The sequence below is a fragment of the Stutzerimonas stutzeri genome (genome assembly GCF_019090095.1).
Taxonomy (GTDB): domain Bacteria; phylum Pseudomonadota; class Gammaproteobacteria; order Pseudomonadales; family Pseudomonadaceae; genus Stutzerimonas; species Stutzerimonas stutzeri_AN.
In genome coordinates this window covers 361039-385618 of sequence record NZ_JAGQFP010000002.1, presented here as the reverse complement: position 1 = coordinate 385618, position 24580 = coordinate 361039, and the positions used below count along the sequence as shown (strand labels likewise).

Annotated in this window: 23 protein-coding genes; 6 read left to right on the top strand and 17 right to left on the bottom strand. The window is 62.9% G+C overall.

Annotation, left to right across the window (positions count from 1 at the left end; all coding sequences use genetic code 11):
- Nucleotides 1–67: 67 nt before the first annotated feature.
- The gene (locus KVO92_RS11490) at nt 68–847 is read left to right on the top strand and encodes a hypothetical protein (RefSeq protein ID WP_217475781.1); all 780 of its coding nucleotides are present in this window, start codon (nt 68–70) and stop codon (nt 845–847) included.
- On the opposite strand, the gene KVO92_RS11485 is transcribed toward KVO92_RS11490, so the two are convergent.
- Entirely contained in the window at nt 844–1782 is a 939-nt protein-coding gene (locus KVO92_RS11485) for an alpha/beta hydrolase (protein ID WP_217475780.1), read from the bottom strand. The two genes, KVO92_RS11490 and KVO92_RS11485, sit on opposite strands and share 4 nt — an antisense overlap.
- 86 nt (nt 1783–1868) lie before the next feature.
- Here KVO92_RS11485 and KVO92_RS11480 point away from each other — a divergent pair, with 86 nt between their 5' ends.
- Nucleotides 1869–2450: a DUF6436 domain-containing protein gene (locus tag KVO92_RS11480; RefSeq protein WP_217475779.1), complete on the top strand. Its 582-nt coding sequence runs from the start codon at nt 1869–1871 to the stop codon at nt 2448–2450.
- Nucleotides 2451–2481: 31 nt separating this feature from the next.
- Here KVO92_RS11480 and KVO92_RS11475 read toward each other — a convergent pair whose 3' ends face one another.
- The 8 genes from KVO92_RS11475 to KVO92_RS11440 form a co-directional block, all read right to left on the bottom strand.
- Nucleotides 2482–3381 (bottom strand): ABC transporter permease subunit, encoded by a 900-nt coding sequence (locus KVO92_RS11475; protein WP_217475778.1) that lies wholly within the window; start codon nt 3379–3381, stop codon nt 2482–2484.
- Nucleotides 3382–3457: 76 nt separating this feature from the next.
- Nucleotides 3458–4354, bottom strand: coding sequence for an ABC transporter permease subunit (locus tag KVO92_RS11470; protein WP_217475777.1), 897 nt, complete (start codon nt 4352–4354; stop codon nt 3458–3460).
- Nucleotides 4351–5502 carry a polyamine ABC transporter ATP-binding protein gene (gene potA / locus KVO92_RS11465; protein WP_217475776.1) on the bottom strand — a complete coding sequence of 384 codons (1152 nt, stop codon included), beginning with the start codon at nt 5500–5502 and terminating at the stop codon, nt 4351–4353. The genes KVO92_RS11470 and potA overlap by 4 nt, the downstream gene beginning before the upstream one ends.
- A 102-nt stretch (nt 5503–5604) precedes the next feature.
- The gene (locus KVO92_RS11460) at nt 5605–6690 is read right to left on the bottom strand and encodes a polyamine ABC transporter substrate-binding protein (RefSeq protein WP_217475775.1); all 1086 of its coding nucleotides are present in this window, start codon (nt 6688–6690) and stop codon (nt 5605–5607) included.
- Nucleotides 6691–6937: 247 nt separating this feature from the next.
- On the bottom strand, nt 6938–8035 hold the full coding sequence (locus KVO92_RS11455; protein ID WP_217475774.1) for a polyamine ABC transporter substrate-binding protein: 1098 nt from the start codon (nt 8033–8035) through the stop codon (nt 6938–6940).
- A gap of 263 nt (nt 8036–8298) precedes the next feature.
- Entirely contained in the window at nt 8299–9657 is a 1359-nt protein-coding gene (locus KVO92_RS11450; RefSeq protein WP_217475773.1) for an aspartate aminotransferase family protein, read from the bottom strand.
- A 62-nt stretch (nt 9658–9719) separates the two neighbouring features.
- On the bottom strand, nt 9720–11075 hold the full coding sequence (locus tag KVO92_RS11445; RefSeq protein WP_217475772.1) for a glutamine synthetase family protein: 1356 nt from the start codon (nt 11073–11075) through the stop codon (nt 9720–9722).
- 45 nt (nt 11076–11120) lie between these two features.
- Complete coding sequence (locus KVO92_RS11440) at nt 11121–11867, bottom strand: gamma-glutamyl-gamma-aminobutyrate hydrolase family protein (protein WP_217475771.1); 747 nt, start codon at nt 11865–11867, stop codon at nt 11121–11123.
- Between the two features lie 254 nt (nt 11868–12121).
- Between KVO92_RS11440 and KVO92_RS11435 the strand changes: the two genes are divergently transcribed.
- The gene (locus KVO92_RS11435; RefSeq protein ID WP_217475770.1) at nt 12122–13498 is read left to right on the top strand and encodes a glutamine synthetase family protein; all 1377 of its coding nucleotides are present in this window, start codon (nt 12122–12124) and stop codon (nt 13496–13498) included.
- 138 nt (nt 13499–13636) lie between these two features.
- On the opposite strand, the gene KVO92_RS11430 is transcribed toward KVO92_RS11435, so the two are convergent.
- Complete coding sequence (locus KVO92_RS11430) at nt 13637–13987, bottom strand: VOC family protein (RefSeq protein WP_217475769.1); 351 nt, start codon at nt 13985–13987, stop codon at nt 13637–13639.
- 38 nt (nt 13988–14025) lie between these two features.
- Entirely contained in the window at nt 14026–14316 is a 291-nt protein-coding gene (locus tag KVO92_RS11425; RefSeq protein WP_423836231.1) for a hypothetical protein, read from the bottom strand.
- Nucleotides 14317–14752: 436 nt separating this feature from the next.
- Here KVO92_RS11425 and KVO92_RS11420 point away from each other — a divergent pair, with 436 nt between their 5' ends.
- The 3 genes from KVO92_RS11420 to aguA all read left to right on the top strand — a co-directional run bounded on the left by KVO92_RS11420 (nt 14753) and on the right by aguA (nt 17669).
- Nucleotides 14753–15412, top strand: a complete 660-nt coding sequence (locus KVO92_RS11420) for a TetR/AcrR family transcriptional regulator (RefSeq protein ID WP_217475767.1) — start codon at nt 14753–14755, stop codon at nt 15410–15412.
- A gap of 127 nt (nt 15413–15539) precedes the next feature.
- Nucleotides 15540–16418 carry an N-carbamoylputrescine amidase gene (gene aguB, locus KVO92_RS11415; RefSeq protein ID WP_217475766.1) on the top strand — a complete coding sequence of 293 codons (879 nt, stop codon included), beginning with the start codon at nt 15540–15542 and terminating at the stop codon, nt 16416–16418.
- Nucleotides 16419–16553: 135 nt separating this feature from the next.
- The gene (gene aguA, locus KVO92_RS11410; protein WP_217475765.1) at nt 16554–17669 is read left to right on the top strand and encodes an agmatine deiminase; all 1116 of its coding nucleotides are present in this window, start codon (nt 16554–16556) and stop codon (nt 17667–17669) included.
- A gap of 141 nt (nt 17670–17810) precedes the next feature.
- On the opposite strand, the gene KVO92_RS11405 is transcribed toward aguA, so the two are convergent.
- The 6 genes from KVO92_RS11405 to KVO92_RS11380 form a co-directional block, all read right to left on the bottom strand.
- Entirely contained in the window at nt 17811–18809 is a 999-nt protein-coding gene (locus KVO92_RS11405; RefSeq protein ID WP_217475764.1) for a GGDEF domain-containing protein, read from the bottom strand.
- 142 nt (nt 18810–18951) lie between these two features.
- Nucleotides 18952–20142 (bottom strand): delta-9 fatty acid desaturase DesA, encoded by a 1191-nt coding sequence (gene desA / locus KVO92_RS11400; RefSeq protein WP_217475763.1) that lies wholly within the window; start codon nt 20140–20142, stop codon nt 18952–18954.
- A gap of 262 nt (nt 20143–20404) precedes the next feature.
- Nucleotides 20405–21709 (bottom strand): TRAP transporter large permease, encoded by a 1305-nt coding sequence (locus KVO92_RS11395; RefSeq protein ID WP_217475762.1) that lies wholly within the window; start codon nt 21707–21709, stop codon nt 20405–20407.
- 42 nt (nt 21710–21751) lie between these two features.
- A complete protein-coding gene (locus KVO92_RS11390) occupies nt 21752–22258 on the bottom strand; it encodes a TRAP transporter small permease (RefSeq protein WP_217475761.1) in 507 nt (168 codons plus the stop codon).
- A gap of 58 nt (nt 22259–22316) precedes the next feature.
- Nucleotides 22317–23303: a TRAP transporter substrate-binding protein gene (locus KVO92_RS11385; RefSeq protein ID WP_217475760.1), complete on the bottom strand. Its 987-nt coding sequence runs from the start codon at nt 23301–23303 to the stop codon at nt 22317–22319.
- A gap of 296 nt (nt 23304–23599) precedes the next feature.
- Entirely contained in the window at nt 23600–24547 is a 948-nt protein-coding gene (locus KVO92_RS11380) for a LysR family transcriptional regulator (RefSeq protein WP_217475759.1), read from the bottom strand.
- Nucleotides 24548–24580 lie beyond the last annotated feature (33 nt).

The following is a 24580-nucleotide window of genomic DNA, read 5'->3' as shown; positions in this document are numbered from 1 at the left end:
GCTTTCGCACCTCGACAACCCCGGGTCGCGACGCCGAAAATAAACCGCCCGCCACAGAGGAGCTTTCATGCGCGCCCTTATCGCTTGTGTATTACTCGCTTTCAGCCTGAACGCTTTGGCCGATCGCTACGACGAACTCTACGAGGCGGCGGGCTGGAGCGAACAGCGCGCCAATTTTTCCGATGCCCTGACCGCCGCCCAGCAGCGCTACAAGGGCAGCCTGCCCCCGGCGGTGTTCCAGGCATTGGTGACCAACAGCAACCGCCGTTTTGCCGTCGATGCCGTCGATCAGCGCGCCAAGCAGGCGCTGCGGCAGGCGCTGTCGGATCCACAGCCGGCACTCGAATTTTTTCAATCGCCGCTGGGCCACAACGTGGTCGCCGCGGAGGTATTGGCCGGTCGCCGCGAGCAGCTGGCGCGTTATGAGAACGGCTTGCCGAGAATGCAGGCCGGCAGCAATCGGCAGTTGCTGATTCGCCACCTGGCCCAGGCGCTACCCGCCGCCGAGGCGGGCGCGGAAGTCAGCCTGGCGCTGGCCGGCGTTGCCGCCGACAGCCTCGCCCAGATGATCCCCGGTCTGCTCGGCGGCGGTCAGGCCCAGGGTCTGGTGGAAAGCCAGCGTGAACGCCTGCAGCAGCAGGTCGAGAGCGACCTGGATAACACGCTGCTGTTCATCTATCGGGATCTGTCCGATGCCGAACTGGAAGAGTTCGTCCAGTTCGCGCAGTCCGACGCCGGCCAAGACTATTACCGGGCAGCCCTGCAAGCGCTGCGTGCGGGTCTCGCGGTAGGTACGAGCGGCAGCGCAACCCAGGCTCGGGCCGCCAGGCTGGTGATCCCCACCTAGCCCAGGCGCTCACTGAGAAAATCGAAGTAGCGGCGGCGTATCGCCTCCTGTTCGTTGACCAGATGGTGACGCGCGCCCGGCAGGTACAGGACCTCCGGCGCACTGAACTTGCTCTCGAGCACCGGGACGTTGTAGCGCCAGTCCACGGTCATGTCGGCCTCGCCCTGGACGATGATCGGGCTGTGTGGACTGCGCCGCGCGCCCTCGATGCGCGGGATCCAGCGCGACAGCGCGCCGACCCAGGCGGTGGGCAAGGTGTTCGGCTGCAGCGGGTCGCTGGACCGGACGAACTCGAGAAAGGCCGGGTCTCCCGAATTCTCGCTGAATTGCCGGGGGATCTGCTTGACGAAGCGCCGCATCACCTCATAGCTGAACTTGGACCAGCGCCAGGCCCGCGGCCGCACCAAAGGCGCGAGCAGCACCCCGCGCCCGAGCCGCGGGTCGTCCGGATGGGCCAGCAGGTAGTCCAGCGCGATCGCGGCCCCGGTGCTCTGCCCCAGCAGATGCCAGGGATGCGGCAGCCGCAGCGTCTCTGCCTCGTGCAGAAGGCCTGCCAGCACCGCCTGGTATTCGTCGAACTCATTGATGCTCGCGCGTGGTCCGCTGGATAGCCCGTGACCGGGCAGGTCGCAGGCCAACACCGCGAAGCCCATGCGCAGCCCCCAGTCGACAACGTGTCGGTAGAGGCCCATGTGGTCGTAGTAGCCGTGCAGGATCAGCAGCGTGGCGACCGGCTGCGGCGGGCACCACGCCTGCGCGGCCACCTGGTAGCCGTGGACCGCAAAGCAGCCCAGGCGATGCTCGATATGAGGGTGCTGTGGCAGATCCAGGCCGTAGTAGCCCTGGTAGAAGCGTGCCGCGGCGCTGAGCGGCGTGCCGGCAGCAAGCGGTTGTAGCTGCGCGCGGAGGGCGTCGGGGTCGATTCGCGAGGACATGACAGCGTTTCTGGCTCGAATTGAACGGAATCTTCAGCTCTGTAACGCGACGTGGCAAGCTGGCGCCTCCGTTGCAGGGTGCCGAGATGTCCGTACGCAGTAAATATCTGATCGCAGCGCTGATCGCGTTGCTGTGGGGCGCTGCCATGCTGGCGGCCTTCCGCTGGTTCGAAGCTCGCTACCTGCGGCCCTTCGATCGTGAAAGCGCGCAGTTGTTTTCCGGCGATCGCCTGGAACTACCCGACGCCCTGAAAAACGCCGGAGGCGTCCGCGTCGTGCACTTCTGGGACCCCGCCTGCCCGTGCAATGCCGGCAATCAGCAGCACCTGGCCGAGCTGCTGGAGCGCTTCGGCGAGCGCGGCGTGCACTTCTACGCCCTGCAGAAGCCGGGCAGCCAGGGCCGCCTGCCCGAGCCGCTGGCCGCCCTGCAGCCTCTCGACGCTCTGCCCGGCTCGCAAAGCCTGCCGGCCAGCCCCGCGGTCGGGGTCTGGGATGCCAACGGACAACTGGTCTATCTGGGCCCCTACAGCGAAGGCGCGGTGTGCAACTCCAGCAACAGCTTCATCGAACCGATTCTGGAGGCGGTACTGGCCGGCCGCCCGGTCAAGGCTACGCATTCGCTGGCGGTGGGCTGTTTCTGTGACTGGGGCCCGCCAGGGTCGGACTGACCCCCGGCGGACCACAATCCCGTGTGGTGCCTCAGCTGTGCGCGGCCGGCGGCGTGGTGACGACATTGCTCTCGACCGTCGGCCGCCAGTTCTGCTGCGCGCCCTCGTCCATGGCTTGGCGCATGGCACGCGCCCGGCGCTTGTCGGCACGGCGGCTGATGTACCAGGCGAGGAAGGTCGCCACCGAGACCACCAGCAGGATCAGGCTGGCCACCGCGTTGATCTCCGGCTTCACACCCAGCCTGACTGCCGAGAAGATCTCCATCGGCAAGGTGGTCGCCCCCGGCCCGGAGACGAAGCTCGCCAGCACCAGATCATCGAGCGACAAGGCGAAGGACAGCATCCCGCCCGCAGCCAACGAAGGCGCGATCATCGGCATGGTGATCAGGAAGAACACCTTCCAGGGGCGCGCGCCGAGGTCCATGGCCGCTTCTTCGATGGACTGATCCAGCTCGCGCAGACGCGCCATCACGATGACCGCGACGTACGCCGAGCAGAAGGTGGTGTGGGCGATCCAGATGGTTGCGATGCCGCGCTGGGCGGGCCAGCCAATCAGTTGCGCCATGGCCACGAACAGCAGCAACAGCGACAGACCGGTGATCACTTCCGGCATGACCAGTGGCGCGGTTACCAGGCCACCGAACAGCGCACGCCCACGGAAGCGCGGAATGCGGGTCAGCACGAAGGCGGCCATGGTGCCCAGCGCCACGGCCGAACCCGCGGTATACAGGGCGATCTCCAGCGAGCGCATCACCGCACCCATCAGCTGGCTGTTGTCCAGCAGCCCCACGTACCACTTGATCGACCAGCCGCCCCACACCGTCACCAGGCGCGACGCATTGAACGAGTAGATGACCAGCAGCACCATCGGCAGGTAGATGAACAGCAGCCCCAGCACCAGGATCAGATTGGAAAAACTGTAGCGTTTCATGGCCTAACTCCCTTTTCCCAGGTCACCCATCGGCCTGGAGAGCCAGTCGAACAGGGGAGCCCGCCGCTCGAACGAGTCATAGCTTGCCCTCCAATTCCTTGGTCTGGTTGCGGTTGAACAGGATGATCGGTACCAGCAGGATCGCCAGCATCACCACCGCCAGCGCGGAGGCCACCGGCCAATCACGGTTGTTGAAGAATTCCTGCCAGAGCACCTTGCCGATCATCAGCGTTTCCGGCCCGCCGAGCAGTTCCGGAATGACGAACTCACCCACCACCGGAATGAACACCAGCATGCAGCCGGCAATGATGCCGTTCTTTGATAGCGGCACGGTGATCTTCCAGAACGCGCTGAGGTTGCTGGCGCCCAGATCGGACGCGGCCTCAAGCAGGCTGAGGTCGTGCTTGGCCAGGTTGGCGTACAGCGGCAGGATCATGAACGGCAGGTAGGAATAGACCACGCCGATATAGACCGCCAGGTCGGTGTTGAGGATCTGCAGCGGCGCGTCGATCAGCCCCAGGCTCTGCAGCAGGCCGTTGAGGATGCCGTTGCTGCTGAGAATCCCCATCCAGGCGTAGACGCGAATCAGGATGGCCGTCCAGGTCGGCATCATGATCAGCAGCAGCAGAACCGTTTGCAGATCCTTACGCGCCCGCGCGATGGCATAGGCCATGGGATAGCCGATCAACAGGCACATCAGGGTGCTGAAGAACGCAATTCGCAACGACCCGGCGTAGGCTGCCCAGTACAGGTCATCCTCGCTGAGGAAAATGTAATTGCCGAGGTTGATCAGCACCTGCAGCTGCTGGTCGGCATAGGCGAAGATGTCCGTGTACGGCGGGATGGCCACGTCGGCTTCGGCGAAGCTGATCTTCAGCACGATGGCGAACGGCAGCAGGAAGAACAACATCAGCCAGAAGAAGGGTACGCCGATGACCAGACGGCGCCCGACATTCAATGATGGGCGGCTCATGCTTGCAGTACCACGCCGCTGTCGTCCCACCAATAGACGAAGACCTCTTCTTCCCAGGTCGGCAGTTTCACATGGCGTTCGGCGTTGGCCATGAAGGCCTGGAGAACGCCGCCGGACGGCAGCTGGATGTAGTAGACCGAATGCCCGCCAAGGTAGGCGATGTCATGTACGACGCCCTTGGCCCAGTTGTAGCCGGGACGCTCCAGCTCGGGCAGTTCGGTGCCGATCAGCAGCTTTTCGGGACGGATGGCGTAGGTGATCTGCTTGTCCTGGGCACGGGTGCTGATGCCATGGCCCACGTAGATGGGGTTTTGCAGGCCCGGCGAGGCAATGACCGCGTGGTCCTCCACATCCTCGATCAGCTCGCCATCGAACAGGTTGACGTTGCCGATGAACTCACAGACCAGGCGGCTGGCCGGGGTCTCGTAGATGTCCATGGGGCTGCCGACCTGGGCGATCCAGCCCAGGTGCATGATCGCGATGCGCTCGGCCATGGTCATGGCCTCTTCCTGGTCATGGGTCACCATCACGCAGGTCACCCCGACGCGCTCGATGATCTGCACCAGTTCGAGCTGCATCTGCGAGCGCAGCTTCTTGTCCAGCGCGCCCATGGGCTCGTCGAGCAACAGCAGCTTCGGCCGCTTGGCCAGCGAGCGGGCCAGCGCCACGCGTTGGCGCTGGCCACCGGACAGCTGATGCGGCTTGCGCCTGGCGTACTGGGTCATCTGCACCAGGCCAAGCATTTCATCGACACGCGCCTTCACTTCATCCTTCGACAGCCCATCCTGCTTGAGGCCGAAGGCGATGTTCTGCTCCACGCTCATGTGCGGGAACAACGCGTAGGACTGGAACATCATGTTGATCGGCCGCTCGTAGGGCGGCATGTCGGTGATGTCCTGCCCATCCAGGAAAATGCGCCCCTCGGTGGGCCGTTCGAACCCGGCGAGCATGCGCAGCAGCGTTGATTTACCCGACCCCGATCCGCCCAGCAGCGCGAATATTTCGCCCTGGTGAATGTTCAGCGAGACATCATCGACCGCCACCGTTTCATCGAACTTCTTGGTGACGCGGTCGATCTTCAACAGCACCTGCTTGCTCTGGCTCTCGCCGGTGAGGGCCTTCTTATAAGCGCTGGAGGCTACGGCCATACGCGAACTCCCGAATGAAAAGAGACACCGGACGGTGCCGGAAACATGTTGTGTTGGAGGTGTGGCGATCTGGCCGGAGCGCAATCGCCACGCTGGGTGTCGCTATTGGCCGGACTTGACCTTGGTCCAGCTGCGCGTCATCAGACGCATGATCTTGGGCGGCAACTCGGCCGAGACATAGAGCCGGTCGAGCACTTCCTGTGGCGGGTAGACCGACGGGTCATTGCGCACCTCCTGGTCCATCAGCTCACCGGCCTTGAGGTTGGGGTTGGCATACCCGACGTAATCGCTCACCGAGGCGATCACCTCCGGCTTGAGCAGGTAGTTGATGAAAGCGTGCGCCTCGTCGACGTTCTGCGCATCGGCCGGGATGGCCAGCATGTCGAACCAGAGGTTGCCGCCCTCCTTGGGAATCGCATAGGCGATGTCGATGCCCTTGCCGGCTTCGTCGGCCCGCGCGGCCGCCTGGAACACGTCACCGGAGAATCCCGCAGCAATGCAGATGTTGCCGTTGGCCAGGTCGGACACGTATTTGGACGAGTGGAAGTAGCGCACGTAGGGGCGAATCTCCAGCAGCTTGGCCTCCGCCTTGGCGTAGTCCTCGGGATTTTCGCTGTTGGGATCCAGCCCCAGGTAATTGAGCATGGCCGGAATCATTTCGTCGGCCGAGTCGAGGAAGGCGATGCCGCAACCGGCAAGCTTCTTGGCGTTTTCCGGCTCGAAGAGCACGGCCCAGGAATCGACCTTCTCGATGCCCAGCGCCGCGGTCACCTTCTCGACGTTGTAGCCGATGCCGTTGGTACCCCAGAGATAGGGCGCCGCGTAGGCATTGCCCGGGTCGTTCTTCTGCAGCTGCTTGAGCAGCGCCGGGTCGAGGTTTTCCCAGTTCGGCAGCTTGCTCTTGTCGAGCTTCTGAAACGCGCCGGCACGAATCTGCTTGCCGAGGAAATGGTTGGAGGGGACCACGACGTCGTAACCGGTGCGGCCCGCGAGCAGTTTGCCCTCCAGGGTCTCGTTGGAGTCGAAGACATCGTAGACGGGGGTGATGCCCGTTGCCTTCTCGAACTCTTCCAGCGTCGTTTCACCGATGTAGTCCGACCAGTTGTAGATATGTACGGAGGCAGCCTGGGCCGAGGCGGCACCGCAAACGGCAACGGCGACGATTAGCGACTTCAGTGTCGAGCGCATGGAATGGTCCTCTTTATGACAGCCGCCAGGGCTCAGCGGGGCGAAAGGCGGGCTGTTTATTGGAAAAGCCTCTGAAAATCAACAAGCAACTGGCAATACGGCCATGCTCGGGGATAGCAGTGCGAGGTGACCTACCATCGGAACAGTGAGCGCCATGCTTGGCATCCTCATCCATGGCAGGCGACGGCGTGCCGCCTGCCGCACCGTTGCGAACAGGGCCGAAGCCCTGCACGCAACGCTGTACTGCTTAACGTCCGGATTTGATCTTGGTCCAGCTGCGTGTCATGGCACGCTGGGTCTTGGGATCCAGATCCGGGAAGGTGTACAGCTTTTTCAGCACGGCCTGGCTCGGGTAGACGCCCGGATCGGTGCGGATCGCCTCGTCGACCAATGGCGTGGCCGCCGCATTGCCGTTCGGGAACTGCACGTAGTTGGTGATGGACGCCATCACCTCAGGCTTCATCAGATAGTTGAGGAAGACATGCGCGCTATCGACGTTTTTCGCGTCCGCCGGGATGGCGAGCATGTCGAAGAAGGTGCCAGCGCCTTCCTTGGGAATGTTGTAGCTGACCTTGACCTTGCCGCCGGCTTCTTCGGCGCGCGCCTTGGCCTGATAGACGTCGCCGGAATAGCCGATCGCGACGCAGATGTTGCCGTTGGCCAGATCCGAGATGTACTTGGATGAGTGGAAGTAGGCCACGTTGGGACGAATCTGCATGAACAGATCCTCGGCCTTCTGCAGCTCGTCACGCTTGGTGGTGTCGGACTTGTAGCCCAGATAGTGCAGTGCCGCCGGAAGGATTTCGGTCGGCGAGTCGAGGAAGGAGACGCCGCAGGACTTCAGCTTTTCCATGTTCTCCGGCTTGAACACCAGATCCCAGGAGTCGACGGGCGCGTTCTCGCCCAGGACTGCCTTGACCTTCTCGGGGTTGTAGCCGATGCCGATCGTGCCCCACATGTAGGGAATCGAGTACTGGTTGCCCGGATCGCTGGGCTGCAGCGCCTCGAGCAGGTCCTTGTCGAGATTTTCCCAGTTCGGCAGCTTGCTCTTGTCGAGCTTCTGGAATACGCCAGCCTTGATCTGCTTGGCGAGGAAGGGGTTGGACGGGACGACCACGTCGTAGCCCGAGCTGCCGGCGAGCAGCTTGGCTTCGAGCACTTCGTTGCTGTCGAACACGTCGTAGACGACCTTGATGCCGGTTTCCTTGGTGAAGTTCTCCAAGGTGTCTTCGGCGATGTAGTCGGACCAGTTATAGACGTGCAGTACCTTATCTTCGGCCTGGGCGGCGCCAGCGGCAGTAGCAGCCAGCGTCAGTGCAAGGAGTGTCTTGGCAAAGGGTTTCATCCGTGTAGCTCCTGTTGTGATCGTTTGTATTGGGGCTAGGGACAGGTCACGAAGGACCGGCGTCGCGCGCCGGATCCCATCACGCCTGGACTACTAGTGCGGCGGTACCGGCATCGACACACCCCTCGGCAGGTCAGGCCAGAACACGCGCGCAGTCTGGCAAGGTCGGTAGCGTTTTTTCAACCGCCCGGACGGCTTTTGCAGGCAATCGGCTAGCACTGAAACCGCGCTGTCCGCGATTCGCTGCGCCAGCGCCACGGCCATCATCCACGTGCATCCTTGAGCGTCGCATCCAGGCAGATCCGCACCTTGCCAATCAGCTCGTCGATCTGCTCTTCGTTGATCACCAGCGGTGGCGAAATGATCATGGTGTCGCCCACCGCGCGCATGACCAGACCGTTACGGAAGCAGTGCTCTCGACAGAGCATGCCGACGCCCGGATCGGCGAAACGCTCGCGGGTCTTCTTGTTCTTCACCAGCTCCAGCGCGCCGAGCATGCCGACGCCACGCGCCTCGCCCACCAGGGGGTGCTCGACCAGCTCACGCCAGCGAGATTGCAAATAAGGTGCCGTCTTGCTTTTCACCCGCTCGACGATCTGCTCTTCGCGCATGATGCGGATGTTTTCCAGCGCCACCGCGGCCGCCACCGGGTGCCCGGAGTAGGTAAAGCCGTGGTAGAACTCGCCGCCTTCGTTGAGGGTCTGCACCACTTCGTCGCGCACCACCACGCCGCCCATGGGCAGGTAGCCCGAGGTCAGCCCCTTGGCGATGGGCATCAGGTCCGGCGCGTTGCCGTAGTAGTCGCTGCCGAACCACTCACCGGTGCGGCCGAAACCGCAGATCACTTCATCGGCGATGAAGAGAATGTCGTAGCGGGCGAGAATTTCGCGGATCTTCGGCCAGTAGCTGTCCGGCGGGATGATCACGCCGCCAGCGCCCTGGATCGGCTCGGCGATGAAGGCCGCGACCTTGTCTTCGCCGACTTCGAGAATCTTCTGCTCCAGCTGCTCGGCGACGCGAACGCCGAACTCGTCCGGGCTGAGGTCACCGCCCTCGCCGAACCAGTAGGGCTGGTCGATGTGTTCGATGCCCGGGATCGGCCCGTCACCCTGCTCGTGCATGGCCTTCATGCCGCCGAGGCTGGCACCGGCAATGGTCGAGCCGTGGTAGCCGTTCCAGCGACCGATCACCACCTTCTTCTGTGGCTGGCCCTTGATTGCCCAGTAATGGCGCACCATGCGCAGCACGGTATCGTTGGCCTCGGAACCCGAGCCGGTGAAGAACACATGGTTCATGCCGTCCGGGGCGATCTCGGCGATCGCCTTGGCCAGCGCCAGGGCCGGCGGGTGCGCGGTCTGGAAGAACAGGTTGTAGTAGGGCAGCTCGCGCATCTGCCGGGTCGCGGCCTCGACCAGTTCCTCGCGGCCATAACCGAGGTTGACGCACCAGAGCCCGGCCATGGCGTCGAGGATCTGGTGGCCTTCGCTGTCCCACAGGTAGACGCCCTCACCGCGGGTGATGATCCGCGTGCCCTTGGCGTTGAGCGCCTTGAAGTCGGTGAACGGCGGCAGGTGATGGTCGCGGCTCAGGGCTTGCCATTGCAGGGTTTGCGAATCGCTCATCAATCACCTCTTGAGTAGTGGGTATGGACGGTGGATGACCTCATCCACCCGACGTCTGTGCGTTACACCGAGAGCATCAGGAACTCGCGCTCCCAGGAGCTGATGACCCGGTGGTAGTTCTCCTGCTCGGCGCGCTTGACCGCGACATAGCCGGTGATGAATTTCGGGCTCAGGTATTTCTCCAGCTGGCGGCAGTTCTCCATGCGTTCCAGCGCGGCTTCGAGGGTCAGCGGCAGGCGCAGATTGCGCCGCTCGTAGCCCCGCCCCCGGACCGGCTGGCTCGGCTTCAGTTCTTCGACCATGCCGATGTAGCCACACAGCAGGCTGGCGGCGATGGCCAGGTACGGGTTGGCGTCGGCGCCGGCCAGGCGGTTCTCGACGCGACGGTTCTGCGGGTCGGAATCCGGCACGCGCAGGCCGACGGTACGGTTCTCCTCGCCCCACTCGACGTTGACCGGCGCCGAGGTGTCCGGCAGGAAGCGGCGGAACGAGTTGACGTTCGGTGCGAACAGCGGCAGCAGCTCGGGAATATATTTCTGCAGCCCGCCGACGTGGTGCAGGAACAGCTGGCTCATGGTGCCGTCGCTGTTGGAAAAGATGTTGCGCCCGGTCTCGTCGATCACACTCTGGTGCAGGTGCATGGCACTGCCGGGCTCGCCGGTCATGGGCTTGGCCATGAAGGTGGCCGCCACGTTGTGCTTGAGCGCCGCCTCACGCATGGTGCGCTTGAACACCAGGATCTGGTCGGCCAGGTGCAGCGCCTCGCCATGACGGAAGTTGATTTCCATCTGCGCGGTGCCTTCCTCGTGGATCAGGGTGTCCAGATCAAGGCCCTGGGCTTCGCACCAGTCGTACATATCTTCGAACAGCGGGTCGAATTCGTTGGCCGCGTCGATGGAAAACGACTGGCGCCCGGTCTCCTGACGGCCCGAACGGCCGATCGGCGGCTGGAACGGCAGGTCCGGATCCTCGCAGCGCTTGGTCAGGTAGAACTCCATCTCCGGTGCGACGATGGGCTGCCAGCCGCGGTCGGCATACATCTTCAGCACGCGCTTCAAGATGTTGCGCGGCGACAGCTCGATGGGGTTGCCCATCTTGTCGTAGGTGTCGTGGATCACCTGAGCGGTCGGCTCGATGGCCCAGGGCACCAGAAATACCGCGTCCGGGTCGGGCCGGCAGAACATGTCGATGTCGGCCGGATCGAGCAGTTCGTAATAAATGTCGTCTTCGACGTAATCGCCGGTGACCGTCTGCAGCAGCACGCTCTCCGGCAGGCGCATGCCTTTTTCATCGAGAAACTTGTTGGTGGGGGAGATCTTGCCGCGGGCTATGCCGGTCAGGTCGCTGATCAGGCATTCCACCTCGGTGATCTTGCGTTCTTTCAGCCAGCCGGTGAGCTGGTCGAGCTTGCTGGACATAACGACCTCAGAGTTTAGTGATACGAGCGCCGTGCCGGCCCGCGCTCAGCGCCGTCCTGCGCGTTCCCGACATGCCCGGGCGAAGCCCTCGAACAACGCCAGGTAATACGGGTGTTCCTGCACCTTCCATTCCGGATGCCACTGCACGCCAAGGGCGAAACGCTGCGCGCCCTCGACGGAAAACGCCTCGATCAGGCCATCGGGGGCCAGCGCTTCGATGCGCAAGCCCTCGCCGAGTCGCTCCACGCCCTGACCGTGTACCGAATTGACCTCGATCTGGGCCGGAAGTCCGAGCTGCTCGAGCAGACCGCCAGGCTGAACGTGCAGCGCATGACTGAGGCCGTATTGCACCTCCACCGGTTCCTCGGCGCGCTCACGGTGATCGGCATAGGGGCCCACCTCATGGACCCGCTGATGCAGACTGCCGCCAAACGCAACGTTCATTTCCTGAAACCCTCGGCAGACACCGAACACCGGGACGCCTGCCGCGACGGCCGCGCGAATCAGCGGCAGCGTCAGTTGATCGCGCGCCGCATCGTGCGGCGTACCTTCCGCGCTGGCCGGCCCGCCGTAATGATGGGGCTCGACATTCGATGGCGAGCCGGTGAAGAGCAGGCCGTCTACGCTATCGATTAGTGCAACAGGATCGATCAGGTCGCCGAGCGCCGGGATGACCAGCGGTATACCGGCCACAGCCGCCGCGCGCAGGTACTTGTCGCCGGCGATGTGGAAACTGTGGAGGCCGATCTGCCTGGTACAGGCCGAAACGCCGATCAAAGGCACGCGAGGCATGGGATACTCGTCTTTCCGGATGGGGCTCATCGGAGAGTAGTCTTGTTCGTTTTTATAGACAATAGCCGAGCATTCGCGCTTCGGGAAGAAGCTTTTTGCGATTTGTGTTTTTTCGCCGAACTGCCCCAGAAACGCCCACAGCGGGCCGCTATGGGGCATTTAGAGGGGGCTATTGACAGCGACAAGGCTTTTCGATTGACTCCAAACCACACCGTTTTGATGATTGAAATTTTTAACAATTAAGGTGCTTCATCATGCTCTCGCCGCCGCGTGCCGTTCAGCTCAACGAAGCGAACGCATTTCTCAAAGAACACCCGGAGGTCCAGTACGTCGACCTGCTGATCGCAGACATGAACGGTGTCGTTCGAGGCAAACGCATCGAACGCGCCAGCCTGCACAGGGTTTATGAAAAAGGTATCAACCTGCCGGCTTCGCTCTTTGCCCTGGATATCAATGGCATCACCGTGGAAAGCACGGGCCTGGGTATGGACATCGGTGACTCGGACCGTACCTGCTTCCCCATCCCCAACACCTTGAGCAACGAGCCCTGGCAGAAGCGCCCGACCGCGCAGCTGCTGATGACCATGCATGAGCGTGACGGGTCGCCCTTCTTCGCCGACCCGCGTGAAGTGCTGCGCCAAGTGGTGAGCAAGTTCGATGCGCTCGGCCTGACCATCTGCGCCGCCTTCGAACTGGAGTTCTACCTGATCGATCAGGAAAACGTGAACGGTCGTCCACAGCCTCCCCGCTCGCCGATTTCCGGCAAACGACCGCATTCCACCCAGGTCTACCTGATCGATGACCTCGATGAATACGTCGACTGCCTGCAGGACATTCTCGAAGGCGCCAAGGAACAGGGCATACCCGCCGATGCCATCGTCAAGGAAAGCGCACCGGCACAGTTCGAGGTCAACCTCCACCACGTGGCCGACCCGATCAAGGCCTGCGATTACGCAGTGCTGCTCAAGCGCCTGATCAAGAACATCGCCTACGACCACGAAATGGACACCACCTTCATGGCCAAGCCCTACCCGGGTCAGGCCGGCAACGGGTTGCACGTGCACATTTCGCTGCTCGACAAGAATGGCAACAACATTTTCGCCACCAGCAATCCGCTGGAAAGCGAGACGCTACGCCACGCCATCGGCGGCATTCAGCAGACCATGGCCGCGTCGATGGCCTTCCTCTGCCCCAACGTCAACTCCTACCGCCGTTTCGGTGCCCAGTTCTACGTACCCAATGCCCCCTGCTGGGGCCTGGACAACCGCACCGTGGCATTGCGGGTGCCGACCGACAGCCCGGACGCCGTGCGCATCGAGCACCGCGTCGCCGGTGCCGACGCCAACCCGTACCTGCTGCTGGCCAGCGTCCTGGCCGGCATCCATCACGGCCTGACCAACAAGATCGCGCCGGACGAGCCGATCGAAGGCAACTCCTACGAGCAGGTGGAGCCGAGCCTGCCGACCAACCTGCGCGATGCCCTGCGCGAGTTGGACGACAGCGAAATCATGGCCCGCTACATCAGCCCGCAGTACACCGACATCTTCGTCGCCTGCAAGGAAAGCGAGCTGGAGGAGTTCGAGCACTCGATCTCCGACCTGGAGTACAACTGGTATCTGCACACCGTCTGACCGGAGCCCGCCGCCTGGCGGGCCCTGCCGGCGCGATGCGAGCGTGACGACCGGGCCGCCGGTCAGGCCCCATACTTGCGTCGCGCCAACCTAGCGCAGCCCGCGTCACCGCCTTAGCCCCTCGGCCCCCACTTGGGGCTACTGGTGCTGAAGGATGTTGATCAGCCTGCCCAGCGGGTCCCTGACGAAGAAGCGCCGCACGCCCCACGGCTCGATGGCAGGGCCGTACGCCAGCGGTATGCCCGCGTGCTGCACCCGTCGCAGGGCCTCGTCCAGGTCGTCCACCTCGACGGACAGGTCCGGAACCGGGGTATCGGAGCCGCCCTGACTCGCGAAGCTGACCTGTGGCGTCATCTGCGACGGGCTCGTGTAGGTGCGGATCCAGCCATGATCCATGGCCAGTTCGAGACCGAGGATGTCCCGGTAGAACGCGTCAGCGGCCGCCGGATCGGCGACGCTCAGGTTGGCCACGATACGTTTGACCTGCATGTGAACTCCTGTTTGAGCAAAAGGCGTTGGCTGATGCTTCACTCGTGCACGGCGCGAGCGTGCGTAGACGGTAGCTCCACCAGTATCGACATCACCAGCGCTGCCAGCGCGACGAGCTGGAGCAACGCGCGCGCGGCATGGGCAAACTCCCACTGGTTGCGTAACGACGCCCAGTCGGCCGGTAGCGCCTCTGGCGCCAGCGGCACCAGCGCGGCATTCACCGGCGCTACCCATATCCAGAAAATGGCATGGGTGACGACCAGGCAGACGGCCGCCAGCAACGACCAGCGAAAGGCCACCGGCCGCCTGCGCACGGCAACCGTGAGCACCAGGCTCGCGACAACCGCGCCAATTTCACAGACGCCCGACACCCTGCCGTAGTTGGGATACAGCGTCTGGAGCAGTGCAGCCAGAGATCGGCGTCATAGCCGAGCTTGGCCGGCATTTCCAGCAGATGGGCAAAGGCGGCGCTCAGGCTGAGCGCCGTCAGCATGATCGTGAGCAGTCTCAGTGTGCGCATGGCCTCCTCCTCCAATGAGCCGCCGTACTCTTGATTTAAGCCACTGCGCGATGCAGCGCCAAGCCGTGATGACGACTGGTTTCAGCGCGTTCGCCTGCCCCTCGCCGACATGCGAAGCGGGTCACCGCGAGTTCGGCAGTGATAGCCCGCGCTACGCCGGCAGGCGGCTGAGCTGCGTGCGATGCCCAGCACGGCGATACGCGGACCCGTTGCATCCGTCGCCGCCGTGGCATCCAATAGCGCCTATGAACACTACGCCCCCCAGCTCCTACTCGCCCAGCGGCCGCAAGCCTCGCGCCAGCAGCCAGGCGCGAATCGCGCAAATCCTGTCCGCCGCCCGCGGCCTGCTGGCCGAGCAGGGCATGGCTGGGCTGTCGATCTACAGCGTCGCCGAACGCGCCGGCATTCCGCCGTCTTCGGTCTATCACTTCTTCGCCAGCGTGCCAGCGCTGCTCGAGGCACTGACCGCCGATGTGCATGCGGCCTTTCGGCTCAGCCTCGAACAACCCGTCGATCATCAGGCGCTGCGGGGTTGGCACGATCTGTCGCGGCTGATCGAACGGCGCATGCTGGCGATCTACGAGCGCGATGCCGCGGCGCGCCAGTTGATCCTCGCCCAGCACGGGCTGGCTGAGGTCATGCAGGCGGACCGGCAGCACGACCTCGAACTCGGCGAACTGATGCGCGCCCTCTTCGCCCGGCACTTCCAGCTGCCGCCACTGCCGGACGACGTCGAGGTATTCGCGCTCGCGCTGGAGCTGGGCGATCGGGTTTATGCACGCTCGGTGCATCAGCACGGCCGGATCACCGAGCGCATGGCCGAAGAAGGCATGCGCGTGCTCGACGCCTATCTGAGTCTCTACCTGCCGCCGTGCCTGCCGAAGCGGGTCCAACCGCTCGCCTAGTTACCGATAATTATCGGCTTTAAGAGCTACAATATTTTTCATGTGCGTTCATTACGCTTTCCAAGCCGATAAATATCGACTAGATTGGCGCAATCGCCAATTCACCCGATCGGCACTGGAGGTGCTCATGTCCCGTACCGTTACCGTCGCCGCGACCCAGATGGCCTGCTCCTGGGATCGCCAGGCCAACATCGCCAACGCTGAAAAGCTGGTCCGCGAAGCCGCGGCCAAGGGCGCGCAGGTGATCCTGCTCCAGGAGCTGTTCGAGACGCCGTACTTCTGCCAGAAGCCCAATCCCGATTACCTGCAACTGGCCACACCGGTCGACCAGAACCCGGCGATCCAGCACCTGCGCAAGGTCGCTGCCGAGCTGCACGTGGTGCTGCCGATCAGCTTCTTCGAACTGGCCGGCCGCGCGCGCTTCAATTCCATCGCCATCATCGATGCCGACAGCGAGGTACTCGGCGTCTACCGCAAGAGCCACATCCCGGACGGCCCCGGTTACCACGAGAAGTACTACTTCAACCCCGGCGACACCGGCTTCCAGGTCTGGCATACCCGTTACGCGAAGATCGGTGTGGGCATCTGCTGGGATCAGTGGTTCCCCGAGGCCGCGCGCAGCATGGCGCTGATGGGTGCCGAGCTGCTGCTCTACCCCACCGCCATCGGCAGCGAGCCGCATGACCCGAGCATCCACTCACGCGACCATTGGCAGCGCGTGCAGCAAGGCCACGCCGGGGCCAACCTGATGCCCTTGATAGCCAGCAACCGCATCGGTACGGAAGCGCAGGACGGCTACGCGATCACCTTCTACGGCTCCTCGTTCATCGCCGATCCGTTCGGCGCCAAGGTCGAGGAAATGGATGAAACCGCTGAAGGCGTGCGGGTGCACACCTTCGATCTCGATCAGCTGGAGCACGCCCGCAGTGCCTGGGGCGTGTTTCGTGATCGCCGCCCGGACCTATACGGCCCGATCAGGACACTGGACGGCGTACAGCACGCCTGACGGTCAGTCGGCTCGGCCGTTCGCCCGGCCACTGCGGCACAATCCCGTTCGCCGCGGTCAGATGTCCACACACCGAAGAGGGGCCGGCGCTCGGACCGGCCCAAAAGAAAACGCCCTTTATTCGCAGGTACAACGATGACCACCCTGACCACCACGCCACGCTCCGACGACTTCCACATGCCCGCCGAATGGGCCACGCACAGCCAGACCTGGATGGTCTGGCCGCAGCGTCCGGATAACTGGCGCGACCAGGGCGCACCGGCGCAAGCGGCTTTCACCGCCGTGGCCAAGGCCATCGCGCGCTTCGAGCCGGTGACGGTTTGTGCGACTGCCGAGCAGTTCGTCGCCGCCCGCGAGCAACTCGACGATCCACGCATACGCGTGGTCGAAATCAGCAGCGACGATGCCTGGGTACGTGACACCGGCCCGACTTTCGTGATCAACGGCAAAGGCGGCCTGCGCGGGATCGACTGGACGTTCAACGCCTGGGGCGGCTTGAACGGCGGGCTCTACGAAAACTGGCAGCGCGACGACGAGGTCGCACGCAAGATCCTCGAGATCGAGCGTTGCGATCGCTACCGCACCGAAGGGTTCGTGCTCGAAGGCGGCTCGATTCACGTCGACGGAGAAGGCACGCTGATCACCACCGAGGAATGCCTGCTCAACCCCAACCGCAACCCCCATCTGGACCGCGAAGCGATCGAACGCATGCTGGCCGACTACCTGGCGATCGACAAGGTGATCTGGCTGCCGCATGGCCTGTTCAACGATGAAACCGACGGCCACGTGGACAACTTCTGCTGCTTCGTCCGCCCCGGCGAGGTTTTGCTGGCCTGGACCGACGATCCCGAGAACCCCAACTACTCGCGCTGCCAGGCCGCCATGCGAGTCTTGGAACAGGCAACCGACGCCTGGGATCGCCAGCTGGTCGTGCACAAGATGCCAATTCCCGGCCCGCTGCATGCCACCGAAGCGGAATGTGCCGGCGTCGTACCGCTGGTGGGCAGCCAACCACGCGATCCCTCGATCCGCCTGGCGGGCAGCTATGTGAACTTCCTGATCGTCAACGGCGGCATCATCGCGCCGTCATTCGGCGACCCGCTGGATGGCGAAGCCGAGGCCATCCTCAACCGACTCTTCCCGCACCATCAGGTGGTGATGGTGCCGGGCCGCGAAATCCTGCTGGGCGGCGGCAATATCCACTGCATCACCCAGCAGCAACCGGCCGCGGCCAGCCGCGCCCCGGCGTAGCCTCGCGACGCCGGCAGCCTGCCCCTCAGAGCCGATCGGCTGGGCAGGCTGCCGCCACCGGTACACCGGCGGTCAAGGTCGTTGTCTGCTGCATCGGGTTCACGCGCTGGTCCCGATGCCTCGACCGGCGAGCCGAGCGGATCAGGAGACGATGATCTGGTTCTTGCCCAGGCGCTTGGCGGTATACATCGCCGCGTCGGCCCTGGCGAACAGCGCGCTGAGATCCGGATCGCTGGCCCTGAGGTAGGTCACGCCCAGGCTGATGGTGACGCCGAAGCGCTGCCCATCCGGGCTGGTGAAGACCAGTCGCTGGATTTCGCGCTGCAACCGTTCAGCAATCTGCTCGGCCAGATCCGGCTGGCAGCCGGGCAGCAGCAAGGCGAATTCTTCCCCGCCGATGCGGCCGAACAGGTCGCCGCGACGCAATACCGACGCACCGCACTGCGCCACGCGCTGCAACACCTGATCGCCCATCTGGTGGCCGTGGGTATCGTTGATCCGCTTGAAGTCGTCGATATCGAGCAGCTGGAAGGCCAGCGGGGACGCGTATTGCCGCGCCATGTCGAATTCACGCTGGGCGCATTCGAAGAAGTAGCGGCGGTTGCTGCTCTGGGTCAGCACATCGGTGGTGGCCAGGCGCTGCAGTTCACCTTCGAGCTGCTTCTTCTCGGTGATGTCTTCGGCGATGCCGACGATGATCGGCCCGTGGGCGCTGTCCGCGTTGCGCGCGATGAAACATTTGTCGCTGAGCCAGCGTAACTGGCCGTCGGCGCGGATGATGCGGTACTCGCGCGCTTCGACGGCACCCTTGTCGAGCACCTCGAGCATGCTCCGCTGGGCGTATTCCAGATCATCCGGATAGATGCTGTTACGCCATTCGCCAAAATCAGCCAGCAGCAGTGCGGCCGAGCGACCGAACACCTGCTCATAAGCGGGGCTGACGTAGATGATCCGCTGCGCCTGCCAGTCGAAGGCCCACAAGACGGCGTTGACCGCCCCCATGAGGGTACTGAACAGCTGCTCACGCTCGCTCAGGCGTTCGACTTCGGCGCGAGCGTGCATCAGGGCCAACAAGGTCTGCGCCTCGGACGGAGGCAGAATGCCTGCCCCCGCTTCGCTTCGCTGGTTCACGAACTTCATAACTGCGTTCTCACATGGCGCCAGGCACCAAACGGGAACCCGCAGGGGCAACTGTCGCGAAAGCACCGGAATGCCAATCAGAGAGCGTCTTCGAAGCAAAGTTCCAGCCGGCGCGCCGGCCGACGCGCGCGCCGATCAGAGGTCATGCATGGGCGACAGCCGGTCTCAACGAGTAGGTGCGCAGGTGCTCGGCGAACTCGTGCAGCGACTGGATACCGCTGGCTTCGGCGTCCTGTACCCATTGCTTGATGGCCGCGAGCATCTCGTGTCCGTTGGCGCTGGTCCGCGACCAGATCTGCTGCAAGGCCAGGCGGCGTTCGTAGATCACCCGCAGCGCCTGGCTCTGCTCGAGTATCACCGCGATACGGGCCTGTTGCTCGTGCTGCAGCAGGCTCGGCTCGCGCGACAACAGGCGCTTGGCACGTCGGAACTGATGGCGTACCGAGGCATCGGCGCGCTCCAGCTCCAGGCGCACCAATGGCTTGATCACCAGCCGGCGATACTGCGCCATGATCTGGAAGCGGTTGTTGAGGATCGCCATGGCGCTGTCCATGTCCAGCTGTGGCTTGGCCGACACGCGATGGGCGATCGGCGCGGTGCGATTGACCTTGGCCAGACCGAACAGGCTGAACAGCTTGATCCACGCCCAGCCCATGTCGAACTCCCACTTGCGTACCGACAGCTTGGCCGAATTGGGATAGGTATGGTGGTTGTTGTGCAGCTCTTCGCCGCCGATGAGGATGCCCCAGGGCAGCAGGTTGGTCGCCGCATCACGGCATTCGAAGTTGCGGTAGCCCACCGCATGGCCCAGGCCATTGACCACACCGGCGGCCCAGAACGGAATCCAGATCATCTGCACCGCCCAGACGGTCAAACCGATCACACCGAACAGCGCCAGGTCGAGGCCGAGCATCAAGACAATGCCGAGGTTCGGAAAGCGCGAATACAGGTTGCGCTCGATCCAGTCGTCCGGACAGTTCTTGCCATAGATGCGCAGGGTTTCCTCGTTCTTCGCCTCATCCATGTACAGCTCGGCGCCGCGCCGCAGCACGGTGCCCAGGCCCTTCTGCACCGGGCTGTGCGGGTCGTCCGGGGTTTCGCATTTGGCGTGGTGCTTGCGGTGGATGGCGGTCCACTCGCGGGTGTTCATCGCCGTGGTCAGCCACAGCCAGAACCGGAAGAAATGCTTGAGCCCGCCATTGAGTTCCAGCGAGCGGTGGGCGGAGTAGCGGTGCAGGTAAACGGTGACGGCGACGATCGTCACGTGGGTCAGCAGCAAAGTGGCCGCAACCACCTCCCAGGCCGTAAGGTCGAGAAAACCGGTGTACCACATAGTTGTTGCAGCCTCGCAGCGAAGGAAAACACGGACCGGCAAACGCCAGCCCCGAAGCATTATCTGCTTATAGCGGCGTATTGCCGCATCCGCCCGTCGCAAGACCAGGTTTTTCCGACGACGCCAGGGACCGTCAGCGGGGTCTTTTTCGTTTCAGCGCCCGACTACATCCATTCGGGCCGGACGGCCGGTTCGCGATAGCTTCCGTTCAGCTCTTCAGCCCAACCCGCAGTATCGTCAAATCCCGGCCAGGACGATCATGCTACCGGCCAACCAGCGCCTGAGGCAGCGTGAGCACTATTTGCGGAAACAACGTGATCAGCACCGCGGCCAGGACGATCAGAAAGAAGAACGGCAAGCTCGCGCGCGCCACTTCACCGATGTCTCGTCCGGTCAGCCCTTGGATAACGAAGAGGTTGAAGCCCACCGGTGGCGTGATCTGCGCCATCTCGACGACGAGGATGACGAACACGCCGAACCACAGCAGATCGATGCCAGCCGCGTGGATCGCTGGCATCACGACCGCGGTAGTCAGGAGGATGATGGATATACCGTCCAGGAAGCAGCCGAGCACTACGAACAACACTGTGAGCGATACCAGGAGCAGGTATGGCGACATTTGCTTGGCCACGATCCAGTCGGCGAGTGCCGAAGGCAGACCGGTGAAACTCATTGCCGCGGTGAGGTAGTGGGCTCCGATCAGGATGAAGAAAATCATGCAAGACGTGGCGACTGCGCCCATGAGGCTGGCCATGAAGGTTTCGCGGCTCAAGGAGCGAGACACCAGGGCTATCAGCAAGGCGCCGACCACGCCCACCGCCGCGGCCTCGGTAGCGGTTGCGAAGCCCGCATAGATTGACCCGATGACGGCGATGATCAGCAGCATCACAGGGACCAACAGTTTGGCCCGTACCAGCTTTTCCCGAAACGACAGGCGCTCCGACTCTTGCGGGACCTGATCACGGTTCAGCGCCGACCAGATCATCAGATACCCGGAAAAGATCACCAGCAGTAACAGGCCCGGTACCAGCCCGGCGATAAAAAGGCGGGAGATCGAAACCTGCGCGGCGACCCCATAGACGATCATCATGATCGAAGGGGGTATCAGCAAACCCAGCGTACCGGCGCCAGCAAGCGAACCCATCGCGATACTGTCCGGGTAACCCCGCGACTTCAGCTCCGGCAAGGAGATACGGCCGATGGTCGCAGCGGTAGCCGCCGACGAGCCACTGACCGCGGCGAAGATGCCGCAACCGAACACATTCACGTGCAGTAGCCGGCCCGGAAGGATTCTGACCCAGGGTGAGAGACCGTGGAACATGTCCTGCGATAGCTTGGTGCGGTAAAGAATTTCCCCCATCCAGATAAACAGGGGCAAGGCGGTCAGTGTCCAACTTGAGCTGGATGCCCAGCTCGTAGTGGCGAGGATTGGCCCAGCGGGTGCCCCGCCGAAGACCTCCATCGCGATGATGCCCACGCCCAGCAGCGAAAAAGCGACCCATACACCGCCGCCCAACAGCACGAAGAGTGCGACCAGTAGCGTCGCTGAGATGATGAAATAGTCCACGGTATTCTCGCTGATTATTATTTTGCGTTACGGAGCGCGGGTTCACTCACTCAGTGCGGGCTGTGCGTCGACCCGCTCGAAACTGCGATAGGTCAATGCGCAAACCAGCCGATCCAGCATGGCGATGACCAGCACCAGCGTACCGACGCTCATCGGAACCTGTGGTATCCACATCGGGATCGCAATAAGCCCCGAGGACACCTCGCCGAACACATAGCTTTCATGAACGAACAGCGTGGCCCACCACGCCAGGTATGCAGCAATTGCCAGACCCACGAGGGTTCCGGCCACCTCCAGCACATGCTGCCCTCGCTCCGACAGCAACTTGAACATCAGCGATACGCGGATATGGGCGCCCCGGTGCAGGGCGTAGGGAAGCCCCAGAAATCCGGACGACGCCATGGCATAACCGGCCAATTCGTCAGACGAAGGAACCATTGTTCCGAATAAGCGGGCAACGATCTGAGCGACGATGAGCAGGCAGATCAGCACCATGAAGACGCCCGACAACAGCCCGCAGATTCCATAGAGCGACTTGAGCGCTTTCATGAAGAGACCTCGGTCACCAGAAGAGTGATCCCGCCAGGAAGCGGGATCGGTCTTTGCGTCAGTTTTGATAGGCGCCGATGATCTTCTGCCCGTCCGAACCGGCTTTCTTCAGCCATTCCTCGGTCATGGTTTGGCCAATCTTGCCCAGGCCTGCCTCGAGCTCGGCGGGTGCCTTGGCGTGAACGTCCATGCCGTTATCACCGAGCGTCTTGACCAGTTGCGCCGTTTCAGACTCGGCCGCTTCCCAACCCTGAGCTTCAGCCTTGGCCGCCGCCTCCAGCACCGCCTTCTGAGATGCCTCAGGCAGGCGCTTGAAAGCGCGCGCATTGACGATCACAAAGTTCTTGGGAATGAACGCCTGTACGTCGTAGTAGTGCTCGACGAAGTCCCAGGCCTGGGTGTCGACCCCTGTCGTCGGCGAGGTCAGCATCCCGTTGATCATGCCGGTGCTGAACGCCTGTGGAATTTCCGCCACATTGATGACGGTCGGGACGGCGCCCATCAGCTCAGCCATACGCGACGTGGCTGGGTTGTAGGCACGAAACTTCATGCCTTTGAAGTCTTCCATGCTGGAGACGGGCTTCTGTGTGTAGATGCTCTGTGGCGACCAGGGCATGGCGTAGAGCAGCTTGATACCCTGCTTTTCCAGACGCTCCTCGACCAGCGAACGGCTGGCCTCCCACAGCTTGCGTGCCTCTGGATAACTGCGCGCGAGGAACGGCACGCTATCGACCTCGAAGATCGGATCTTCATTGCCAAGCACTGACATCAGCACGTCGCCCAGCTGAACCTGGCCGGTCTGAACGGCTCGCTTCACTTCAGGGCGTTTGAACAATACGGAGTTGGAATGAACACGAATCTGGAGGTCATTGTTCGTCGCCTCGGCCACGTTCTTGGCGAAATCCTTGGCGACCTCGGTAATTGAATTACCCTCGGGGTTCTCGACCGTCATGTTCCATTTATCGGCTGCCTGGGCGTTGAACGCGGACAGGCTGATCACACAAGCCAGGGCCGACAGGCCGAAACGCAATGCGCGTGTCTTCATGGTGGAATTCTCCAGTCGCTCAGTTGGCGTTTGCTTTGTTGGTTTTGGTAACGCGGTACCTTGGAGCTGTTCTGAGTCTCGGCAGTCCGTGGCGCAGTGTCCAACTAGAAAATCCGACAGCGCCTGATCAGAAAACCTTATGAGCCCCGATCGGCCTGACGTACGGGATACGGCGCTTGGAACGCACCGGAATGGACAGCTCCCGGCCTGGCACCCACATAGGCATAGGAGGGAATCAACGAGCGAGCAAGGCACCGCTTCCCTGCCCCCGTGGATTGGCCCGGCAAACCTGATGATCAGGCCGACGCCTTCACGCCCCCTGATGGCTCCAGCAATTGGACCACGGCACCTCCCATCGCCTGGGCGTACTCCGCGATGACCTCATGAACCAGTGCAACGACACCATCGACCACTTCCAGGCCAACCCCTGCGCGCCAGGTTGCGACAATGTCCATTGCCGGCGGCACGGGTACGCTGTCCAGTACCGTCAGCACCCCATGCCTGAGCTCTTCGGTGACCAACGCCGCTGGCAGCGCACCGATCCCGAAGCCATCACGGATCAGCCGCGTCATGGCGGCGACGGAATTCACGCAACTGACGCGCGGCGAAACGATATTGCCTGCGTGCAGCATGTTGAGAAGATCTTGGTGGGGACGGGAGTTCTTGGAGAAGGTGATCACCCGCTCGCGCGCCAGCTCTTCAAGGCCATGGTAGTGACGATCGAAGATCGAGCCGGATGAAACGACCCACTGAACGGGGAAGCGCGCCAAGGCCTGATTGCACACCGAGTCGGCGCGCACTTCATCGGTCTGGAAAATGATATCCAGATAACCCTTCTGCAGCTGATCGCAAAGGTTGCGAGCGGTATCGGCCGTCAATTCGATCTCGACGGCGGGGTAACACTCCATGATTCGCGCTACGAAGGAACTCAACCAGGTGTGCATGACGGTATCCATCGCACCAATACGGACCAAGCCCCGCGTCTCTCCCGCATTGCTGATCGCCTGCTTCATGGCCTGCATGGTATCCATCATGTGCTCGGCATAGCCGAGTACCCTCTGGCCCTCGGACGTCAGCGTTACGCCCTTCGAATCGCGTAGGAAAAGCTGCACGCCCAACTCGTCCTCAAGCGCAGCGATGCGGCTGGAAATAGACGCCTGCGTGCTGAACAGCTTCTCTGCCGTCAGTCGAAAGCTCTTCAGCCTGGCTACCCAAACGAAAGTTTCGAGAAATCGCGTATTCATCGCCGATGACCACTCCTGACTATTGCTACGCAA

Excerpts from the sequence above, each read along its gene's own strand:
- desA (WP_217475763.1), bottom strand. The coding sequence starts at position 20,142 with ATGTGGTACACCGGTTTTCTCGACCTTACGGCCTGGGAGGTGGTTGCG.
- KVO92_RS11455 (WP_217475774.1), bottom strand. The coding sequence starts at position 8,035 with ATGAAACCCTTTGCCAAGACACTCCTTGCACTGACGCTGGCTGCTACT.
- KVO92_RS11385 (WP_217475760.1), bottom strand. The coding sequence starts at position 23,303 with ATGAAGACACGCGCATTGCGTTTCGGCCTGTCGGCCCTGGCTTGTGTG.
- KVO92_RS11430 (WP_217475769.1), bottom strand. The coding sequence starts at position 13,987 with ATGCAGGTCAAACGTATCGTGGCCAACCTGAGCGTCGCCGATCCGGCG.
- KVO92_RS11445 (WP_217475772.1), bottom strand. The coding sequence starts at position 11,075 with ATGTCCAGCAAGCTCGACCAGCTCACCGGCTGGCTGAAAGAACGCAAG.
- KVO92_RS11440 (WP_217475771.1), bottom strand. The coding sequence starts at position 11,867 with ATGCCTCGCGTGCCTTTGATCGGCGTTTCGGCCTGTACCAGGCAGATC.
- KVO92_RS11435 (WP_217475770.1), top strand. The coding sequence starts at position 12,122 with ATGCTCTCGCCGCCGCGTGCCGTTCAGCTCAACGAAGCGAACGCATTT.
- KVO92_RS11480 (WP_217475779.1), top strand. The coding sequence starts at position 1,869 with ATGTCCGTACGCAGTAAATATCTGATCGCAGCGCTGATCGCGTTGCTG.
- aguB (WP_217475766.1), top strand. The coding sequence starts at position 15,540 with ATGTCCCGTACCGTTACCGTCGCCGCGACCCAGATGGCCTGCTCCTGG.
- KVO92_RS11390 (WP_217475761.1), bottom strand. The coding sequence starts at position 22,258 with ATGAAAGCGCTCAAGTCGCTCTATGGAATCTGCGGGCTGTTGTCGGGC.
- KVO92_RS11405 (WP_217475764.1), bottom strand. The coding sequence starts at position 18,809 with ATGAAGTTCGTGAACCAGCGAAGCGAAGCGGGGGCAGGCATTCTGCCT.
- KVO92_RS11460 (WP_217475775.1), bottom strand. The coding sequence starts at position 6,690 with ATGCGCTCGACACTGAAGTCGCTAATCGTCGCCGTTGCCGTTTGCGGT.
- KVO92_RS11450 (WP_217475773.1), bottom strand. The coding sequence starts at position 9,657 with ATGAGCGATTCGCAAACCCTGCAATGGCAAGCCCTGAGCCGCGACCAT.
- aguA (WP_217475765.1), top strand. The coding sequence starts at position 16,554 with ATGACCACCCTGACCACCACGCCACGCTCCGACGACTTCCACATGCCC.
- potA (WP_217475776.1), bottom strand. The coding sequence starts at position 5,502 with ATGGCCGTAGCCTCCAGCGCTTATAAGAAGGCCCTCACCGGCGAGAGC.
- KVO92_RS11490 (WP_217475781.1), top strand. The coding sequence starts at position 68 with ATGCGCGCCCTTATCGCTTGTGTATTACTCGCTTTCAGCCTGAACGCT.
- KVO92_RS11470 (WP_217475777.1), bottom strand. The coding sequence starts at position 4,354 with ATGAGCCGCCCATCATTGAATGTCGGGCGCCGTCTGGTCATCGGCGTA.
- KVO92_RS11420 (WP_217475767.1), top strand. The coding sequence starts at position 14,753 with ATGAACACTACGCCCCCCAGCTCCTACTCGCCCAGCGGCCGCAAGCCT.
- KVO92_RS11485 (WP_217475780.1), bottom strand. The coding sequence starts at position 1,782 with ATGTCCTCGCGAATCGACCCCGACGCCCTCCGCGCGCAGCTACAACCG.
- KVO92_RS11475 (WP_217475778.1), bottom strand. The coding sequence starts at position 3,381 with ATGAAACGCTACAGTTTTTCCAATCTGATCCTGGTGCTGGGGCTGCTG.
- KVO92_RS11380 (WP_217475759.1), bottom strand. The coding sequence starts at position 24,547 with ATGAATACGCGATTTCTCGAAACTTTCGTTTGGGTAGCCAGGCTGAAG.